Source organism: Cytophaga sp., from assembly GCF_051961495.1.
Taxonomy (GTDB): domain Bacteria; phylum Bacteroidota; class Bacteroidia; order Cytophagales; family Cytophagaceae; genus Cytophaga.
On record NZ_JBQCDF010000073.1, the window covers coordinates 1 to 7,862 of the forward strand.

At 38.2% G+C, this 7,862-nt stretch carries 6 protein-coding genes; 3 read left to right on the forward strand and 3 right to left on the reverse strand.

Going from position 1 to position 7,862, the window contains the following annotated elements; genetic code table 11:
• Positions 1–877: Ig-like domain-containing protein (locus ACTHJT_RS03350; protein WP_440236367.1), on the forward strand; the 877-nt coding region annotated here is incomplete at its 5' end.
• 470 nt (positions 878–1,347) lie between these two features.
• Here ACTHJT_RS03350 and ACTHJT_RS03355 read toward each other — a convergent pair.
• The 3 genes from ACTHJT_RS03355 to ACTHJT_RS03365 are packed head-to-tail and all read right to left on the reverse strand — an operon-like array spanning position 1,348 to position 4,638.
• Positions 1,348–2,934 (reverse strand): glycoprotein, encoded by a 1,587-nt coding sequence (locus tag ACTHJT_RS03355; protein ID WP_440236368.1) that lies wholly within the window; start codon positions 2,932–2,934, stop codon positions 1,348–1,350.
• Positions 2,935–2,944: 10 nt separating this feature from the next.
• Positions 2,945–4,069: a hypothetical protein gene (locus ACTHJT_RS03360; RefSeq protein ID WP_440236369.1), complete on the reverse strand. Its 1,125-nt coding sequence runs from the start codon at positions 4,067–4,069 to the stop codon at positions 2,945–2,947.
• Complete coding sequence (locus ACTHJT_RS03365) at positions 4,066–4,638, reverse strand: RNA polymerase sigma factor (RefSeq protein ID WP_440236370.1); 573 nt, start codon at positions 4,636–4,638, stop codon at positions 4,066–4,068. Before ACTHJT_RS03365 ends, ACTHJT_RS03360 begins: the two co-directional genes overlap by 4 nt.
• Positions 4,639–4,741: 103 nt before the next feature.
• Between ACTHJT_RS03365 and ACTHJT_RS03370 the strand changes: the two genes are divergently transcribed.
• Both ACTHJT_RS03370 and ACTHJT_RS03375 read left to right on the forward strand, forming a co-directional pair.
• Positions 4,742–5,644, forward strand: a complete 903-nt coding sequence (locus ACTHJT_RS03370) for a type IX secretion system membrane protein PorP/SprF (RefSeq protein ID WP_440236372.1) — start codon at positions 4,742–4,744, stop codon at positions 5,642–5,644.
• A gap of 148 nt (positions 5,645–5,792) precedes the next feature.
• Positions 5,793–7,862: family 43 glycosylhydrolase (locus ACTHJT_RS03375; RefSeq protein ID WP_440236373.1), on the forward strand; the 2,070-nt coding region annotated here is incomplete at its 3' end.

Here is a 7,862-nt window from a genome sequence, read left to right on the forward strand (position 1 = left end):
ACAGACCTATACAGCAACAACAGCAGGTAACTATACGGTAGAAGTAACGAATGCAAATAACTGCAAGGCTATTTCATCAGCAACAACAGTTACCGTAAACGCCCTTCCGACAGCAGCAATCACTGCAAATGGATCTACAGCCATTCCTCAAGGGGGAAGTGTGGAATTACAGGCGAATGCAGGTACAGGCTTTACTTATAAATGGTTCAAGGGATCTACACAGGTTGGGACAGGGGCAAGTTATATAGCAACCGCGGCCGGTGCATATACCGTTGAAGTGACAAATGGGGATGATTGTTCTTCGACCTCGCCGGCAACAACGGTAAGTGTCAATGCCAATCAACCTTCGGTTATCACAATCACTTCACCTGCAGCAAATGCAACAATAACGGGAGCGGTTGATATTGCAGTGAATGTTACAGATCCGGATGGAAGCATAACTCTTGTTGAGTTTTTAGATGGAAATACAGTGATCGGAACGAGCACAACAGCACCTTATGTATATACCTGGAATAATCCATCGGCGGGTCCTCATACAATTACAGTACGTGTGACTGATAGTAATGGCGGAATTACAGTTTCTGCACCAACGGAAATTACATCAAGCACACCTACAGGTGTTCAATTGCCGAATACATTGAATGCAAGTATATATCCCAATCCATCAAATAGTATTATGTACATTGATTCAGATGCCGATCTGTCAAATGCAAGCTTTATACTAATTGATGTTTTAGGCAGGGAAACAGTCGTTTCACCAGTGCTGACAGGGAGCGGGGCGAAGATAGATGTCACAGGTTTGAGTGATGGCAGCTATGTCTTTATCATTAACAACAATATTTCAATCTTGAGAAAGAAAGTTGCTATTATAAGATAATGTGCATTTTTATACTGATTATCTTGATGAATCATTAGATTTCAAGATAATCAGTATTTAATCAATGCTTTTATATTTCTGAAATTGATTTTCAAAGTTTATCATTGTTCCATGTGCAGACAATCCTGTAACTCTATTGTAAGAGAATGATAAGAGAATAAAAGGCTATGATTCTTTAGAAATGATACAATCGTTGTAAATAGGTAGACACTGATAATAATTGAATAAAAATAACTTCATCGGGGTCACATCTTTGTAGTATAACAGGTTCAAATAAATACGCCCAAGCCAATATCATCGGTATTGATTTGGGCATATTTATTTGAACCCGTTTCTTTTCATTGCTATACGTTCGATCCCGATGAGGCGAATATGTATAGCAATATGCTACTTTATATTGATATTAAAATCATTGAAATATGAATAGTATTTATCAGCGTAGGGTGTAAAGAAGAATGTGAATGGGAGAATTAGCGGATGATTGTTAAGTATACCGCTGCTTGTCCTTCCATAAGCAAAATATATAATCCGGCGTCAAGCAATTTGCCGTTGCGATCGGTACCATCCCAAACAATGGGGGCCTGCAGGGTATTGACTAAATCTCTTTTTAAATCATATACGGAAACCTTACCTGTCTTTTCAATATAATAAGTATCAGTAATGCCGTCTCCGTTAGGTGTTAATACGGGATCACAATTCTCAATTTTACTTAATGTAAAGTTGTCGGTAGCTTTGCAATTCTTAGAATCAATAACAGTCAGAAAATAATTACCTGCTTCAATGTTTTCTGCAATTGGGTAGGTAATTAATTTACTTGATGCATTCGTTGAAAGCTGGTATTGGAAAGGAGCTGTTCCGCCGGCAATTTGATTTTGTGAAAAATCAACGGTATAGCCTTTGCTGCAATCTTTACTCATCACAAATACATTCGGAATCTGTAATTCCAGGCAAGGTAGCACAGAAATTGTAAAGCTTGATGTATTTAACTTCAGTGCAGGAATAAATGGATTATAAATTTTTAATTGATATGTTCCTGCATCAGTATTTGTCAGGGGAGAGAATGAATAGGTAGCAGACGTAGAACTGTCTATAACAATTCCATTTTTCATCCATACATATATATTCGTAGAAAGTGGAGCAGCAGCAGGATAACTTAATGTATAATTGTTTTCAGCCCTTGCATTGATATCCGAAAATGGAATGGTACGTTGGGGGGAGTATACAAATGTTGCCGATGTATTCTGAAGAACTGGTTGAATATCTTCAAATGTGAGCAATGCGGAACAGACATTCAGCATGGTTAGTGCCGGCTTGTTCTGTACATCAGGTATATCATAAAACGGGTTGTCGTATATGTAACACAGCTGAAGAGTTGTTATCAAATCAAGGCCCTTGAAGCTTCTGATGTTATTGCTCCATGCATATAATGTTGTAAGGTTGGTAAGTTTCTCAAGTCCGATGATCGTATCAATGCCTGTTTTATGTACGTGTAACTCTATTAGATGTGTGCAGGCGGATACATCAATGAAAGATACATTTATTGGATTCTGTCCCATAACAAACTTCTTAAGTTGCGGGAATTGCGCAAGCTGGGGGAACTGTGTCATGTTATTATTACTGCAATACAGTGATAATAATCCTGTTGAACCCGAAAGGTCAGGGAAAACTGTTAACTTATTATTCACTACCTGAAAGTCAACTAAATGTATGCCGGATAAGTCCGGTAATGATGTTAATTGATTATTGGATGCATAAAAATTAAGCAGTCCGGTGGTCGCAGAGATGTCCGGAATGGTAGTAAGGTTGTTATTACTTAAATCCAGTGTGCTGATGCTCTTAAAATACTGTATGCCGGTCGCATCGGAAATGTTGGAAAAGCGTAGGTCCAACGTATTTGGTAATACAGCAGCTTTTGAGATATCCAGTAAATTGCCCTGCATTACCTGCGGGTAAGACGACATTAATTTATTTGTCAGATTATTATCAGGCAGTGCAATCGTTTGGCTGAATGCATTACAAATAGTGATAAAAAGGATAGATGTTATTAATATTTTCATCACGTTAATGTTATCTGACAATAGTTAAATCTACTTTTTCTTTGCGTCCATCGGAATAATGGATAAAGGCAATATATATGCCTACCGGAACAGATGAACCTTGTCTGTCATTTCCGATCCATTCTTCATTTCCGGATCCAAAAGGCAGACTATAAATTTCTTTTCCTGATTTATCATAAATGAGGATTGTACCGGATGCTCCTGACTCGTACACAGGCTTCCATTTTTCATTATAATCCGGATTGAAGCTATAAGATGTATTCATGGCGCACCATTTATCAGCTATAACAGCCTTTGTCTTATATGCACATTCTTTACCATATGTAACCAGGATTTCATGTGCACCCGCTGGTAAATTTACAAAATTACCTTTCGTTCCTTTATTACTTTGCATATCTACCTGGAATGTATACGAATAAGCGCCATCCGAAATAATGGATATGCTTCCCGTTTCTTTTTCCCTGCACGAAGCTTCTGTATTTATTTTAAATGATCTGTTACATGGATTTTTTTCTTCATTCACAGTAACAGTTTCATCTTTTTTATCTGTTGATTCAGCTGGATTGTGCTGCGTCGTATTTTCAGAAACTATATTTTTTTCTGTAGTGCTGCTTTTTGTTACTACATCCGCTGTATTTGATTGTTGATTGTTTGCCTGGTTATTATGAAGTGTATCAATTGGAGCTTTTGTAATGGATTGATTAAATCCATTTTCGCCACTTGATAAACTTTCTTTGGATGTAACAGGTGTATTTTTTTGTTTGTTAATGTTTTCTGTTGCAGTGATTTTATTATCCTCTCCTTTAGGATCCGTTATATTGACTTTGTTTGTTGAAATAAAGTATGTTGTTACGCCTGAGAGCAGGGCCAATGAAAGAAGCGTAATGGTTCCTGTTTTCTTCCAGTTAACGGGAGGTTTATATTTAATATTTTTAAGGTCGTTGCCAATCGTATTTTTTAGTTCTGCCAGGGATGCGTAATAAATAGCTTCATTGGCAGCGCGGACTTCAGTTACTCTATCAGCTAATGAAGTGTCCTGAGCAATTCTTTCTTCAAAAGCAAGACGCTCAGCCTCCGGCATATCTCCATTAAGATAGTTTTCAATCAGGTCAAATAATTCGTCTTGCAGATTCAATTTCTTAATAGGTTTAATGTTTCTTTATTTTCAGAAACAAGTTTTGTAAAATACTTTTTGCAACGGTAATGTTGATTCTTTGCCACTTTCTCATCTTTCATTCCCATCAGCATGGAAATTTCTTTCATGCTTTTTTTATCAAAGATTACATAAGAAAGAATTTTTTTGCAGTTATCTTCCAGTTTATCAAATAGGGTTTGAAATACTGTTAGTTGCTCATTTTTGATCATGTCTCCCAATTGATCGCCTTCATCACCAATGTCAAAACCTGTAAAAGAAGTCTTGATCATCCTTTGCTTTTTCCGGGAAATATCAATCCATGCGTTTTTTGCTACTCTGAATAAAAAGGCATCAAGTTCATATTCTTCCTTGTATTTACCGTTCCGAACGTATTGGAACAGTACAATGACAGCATCCTGAAACACATCGTCAGCATCATCCAGCGTACCCGAATTCATCAAAATGAATTTTCGGATTTTCCTGAGGGGATCTTTATATAAATATGCTAACGCCTCATTATTTTTTCCTGTACGAATACACTGAATAATGATTTTGGAATTATCTTTCATTTCTCAATCTACGCAAGTCATTAAAAAAAGTCAGCAGTTAATATATAAAATATTATATTTAACGAATTTAATTTAAATATTAAACTTTTCAATAACCGTACAGATGTATTCAATCCTGAAATCACGCAAGCGAAAAATGCCTGTCATCGGGATTGTTTTTTTATTCGCAAGCAAGTCTTTTTATTGTCAGGCACAACTAACGAATACTGTATTTGAAGATTTTACTCAAACAGCCATTAATCCTTATCTGATAAACCCTGCAGCTGCTGACACTTCTTATAACTTTAAGGTTGGCATAAATGCCATAGATGAATTGGGATTGGTAAAATATGTGAATCGTTTTTATCTGGACGCCGATAAAAGAATCCGTTCAGGCCGTTCAAATTCATATCACTTTGTTGGTTTGCAAACCCTCAATTCAAAAATCGGACAATACATTTCCAGAAGCCGGATGCAATTGCGTTATGCATGGTATATGCAGTTAAGTCCTAAAGCAGCATTATCAGCAGGGATATCTCTGGGTTTTATTAATTATGCATTCCTCACTACACAGGGTGGAACAGGAGGATCGGACTTCGGGCCGGATGGCTCGCTGGGCATACATTATGTCAGAGAAAAAACGAAAATTGGTTTTGCCATTCAGCAGATTTTTTCTCCTGTATTAATGCCGGTGAATCAAACATTTAAGTTAAACAGGCTATATAATATAGATGTTTCACAGGGATTCAGGCTTGCACCCAGAGTCCGGGTAAATTTGTTTGGCGTACTTCAATATTCCGGACAGAATAATTTTTCCTATAGTGCCGGCTTTATGAGTGATGTTTCAGAATATGTGTTAATTGGAGTGAATAATTTTTGCCTGAAGAAGACTTCATTTAATTTTGGTATTCAGCACATTCGGATATTTGAATCAGAGCTTTCGATCATTACTACCTATAGTGTTTATACAGCTGCCTTGCCTTCTCCTAATAGCACATTAGAACTTTTTATGACTTTTCAATTATAATTTTAGATTTAACTGATGACCTTTTGAGGTAAGCTGCGTAGCCTGTAATATTTCCCAGGAAAAAACGCAAATATAAACTCAACAGGTGGTCAGTATGATAAAACGATTGACTTTAGGATTTAAAACCAAGGTAATTTTTTGCCTTGTTATGATTGTTTTTTATAGAGCAAATACCCTTGCCCAGATTTCCAATCAGCCCGGTACCAATGGTATACAGACATATGTAAATCCAGTATTACCTGGTGATCACCCGGATCAGACATTAATGCGTGTGGGGAATGACTTTTATTCTACCGGTTCTAATTTTCATTTTACACCTTATCTTCCGATTCTGCATTCAACAGATTTAATGCATTGGGAGGTAATTGCTCGTGTAATTCCTCCCACATCAAGCATTCCTAATAATGATGCACCTGCAGCAGGTACGTGGGAGGGAGCCCTTGCTCAATTCAACAATAAGTTTTGGGTATACTTTTCAAACAATGCCGGAGGCGGACAATATTTCTGTACTGCAACGAACATGGCTGGTCCATGGTCTGCACCTGTAAAAGTTAATACCAACACAGGTGTGTATGGATATGACAATTCCATTTTTGTGGACGATGATGGCACACCTTATATGTTATTGAAAAACGGTCAGGATCTCAACGGTCTTCAGAAATTAGGTATGGATGGACAGCCTGTTGGGCAAGCTATAAACATGAATTGGATAAATTCCAACGGACATCCTTATAGCTGGGCTGAAGGTCCGGTAATGTGTAAGCGTAATGGACGGTATTATTTATTTGTTGCAGGCGATGTAAGCGGTGGACAATTTGTTCTTAGTACGGCTAATCTTACTGCAGGAGAATCAGGCTGGACAAGACATGGTACTTTTTGGCAAAACGCAACGAGTCCCGGAGGCTTTACAGGTCCGAATCACATATCACAACCTATAAAATTAGATGACGGAACCTGGTGGTGTCTGTCGCATGCATACAACAACGGTGGCTGGGAAGGACAAGGCCGTCAAAGTCATTTACATCAGGTTATCTGGGATGCGAATGGTGTACCCAAAGGCGTGCCGGTAAATACAAATCCGGTACTCGGCCCCAATTTGCCAAACAATAGTATCAGTTATGAATTTGACAAATCAGATTATTTTGAATCTTCTACATTAAGTTTAAACTGGCATTTTTTTAATAAGACAATGGCGTCTACTTCCAGATACAGTCTTAGCGATCGCCCTGGTTTCTTAAGATTAAAACCGGGAAGTGCTACAACACATATTTTACAAAAAGATAAAGGACAATATTATTCGCTGACCACTAAAGTAGATTTGAATGCAACTGCAAATGGTCAACAGGCTGGTATTCGGATGATGAATGGAAATGATGATTTATTTTTCACACTCTATACCTCTTATAACAATGGGAAGAAAATAGGAATGGCCTTTAATGGTAGCAGTACGGAAGTAACTAATACAATAGGTACTACTGTGTGGTTGCGGGTAGAACGTGCTGCCCATATACTTACAGGGTTTTACAGTGCGGATGGACTTGTCTGGACTCAGCTTGGCACAAAAGATATATCCAGTATGGATAAATCACAAACAAACTGGAATCAATGGGTAGGTACATCAATTGGTTTATATGCGTCGGCTGCAAGTGCAGACTTTGACCAATTTTCTTATCGGTATGGCTTTGTTCCGATCCGTGTAGAAGGAAGAAATAACTGGTATGGAGTAACATTTGCAAACAGGACTCCCGGCCGTGTAGTAACAAATAGTACTTCCGGTGATTGGCTGATGCTGGCTGGTGTGGACTTAGGATCCGGCAGTAAAGTTACTACAGGTATTGAAGTGAATGCAGCTTCTGCCAGTAGCAATGGAAGCCTTGAAGTATGGCTGGACAACATTGGGGGAGATGGAACAAAAGTAGCAACCATTGCCATTGCAAATACAGGAGGAAATGATGTATGGGCTAATGTAACATCGAATTTTAGTGCATCTGGTCAGCATGATGTATATCTGAGATGGATCGGAGCGGCTGGTATCTTTAGTGTTAATACGATTCGCTTTTTATCAGGAACAGCAGCACCCGTTCCCGCAGTTACCCTGACGGCGCCGTTGAATAATGCCGTATATACGGAAGGAGATAATATTACAGTGAATGCCACGGCAACCATCACAAGCGGCAGTATCAGCAAGGTAGATTTTTATAACGGCACAACATTGCTT

Coding starts and splice junctions, on each gene's coding strand:
- ACTHJT_RS03355 (WP_440236368.1), bottom strand. CDS start 2,934: ATGAAAATATTAATAACATCTATCCTTTTTATCACTATTTGTAATGCA.
- ACTHJT_RS03365 (WP_440236370.1), bottom strand. CDS start 4,638: ATGAAAGATAATTCCAAAATCATTATTCAGTGTATTCGTACAGGAAAA.
- ACTHJT_RS03370 (WP_440236372.1), top strand. CDS start 4,742: ATGTATTCAATCCTGAAATCACGCAAGCGAAAAATGCCTGTCATCGGG.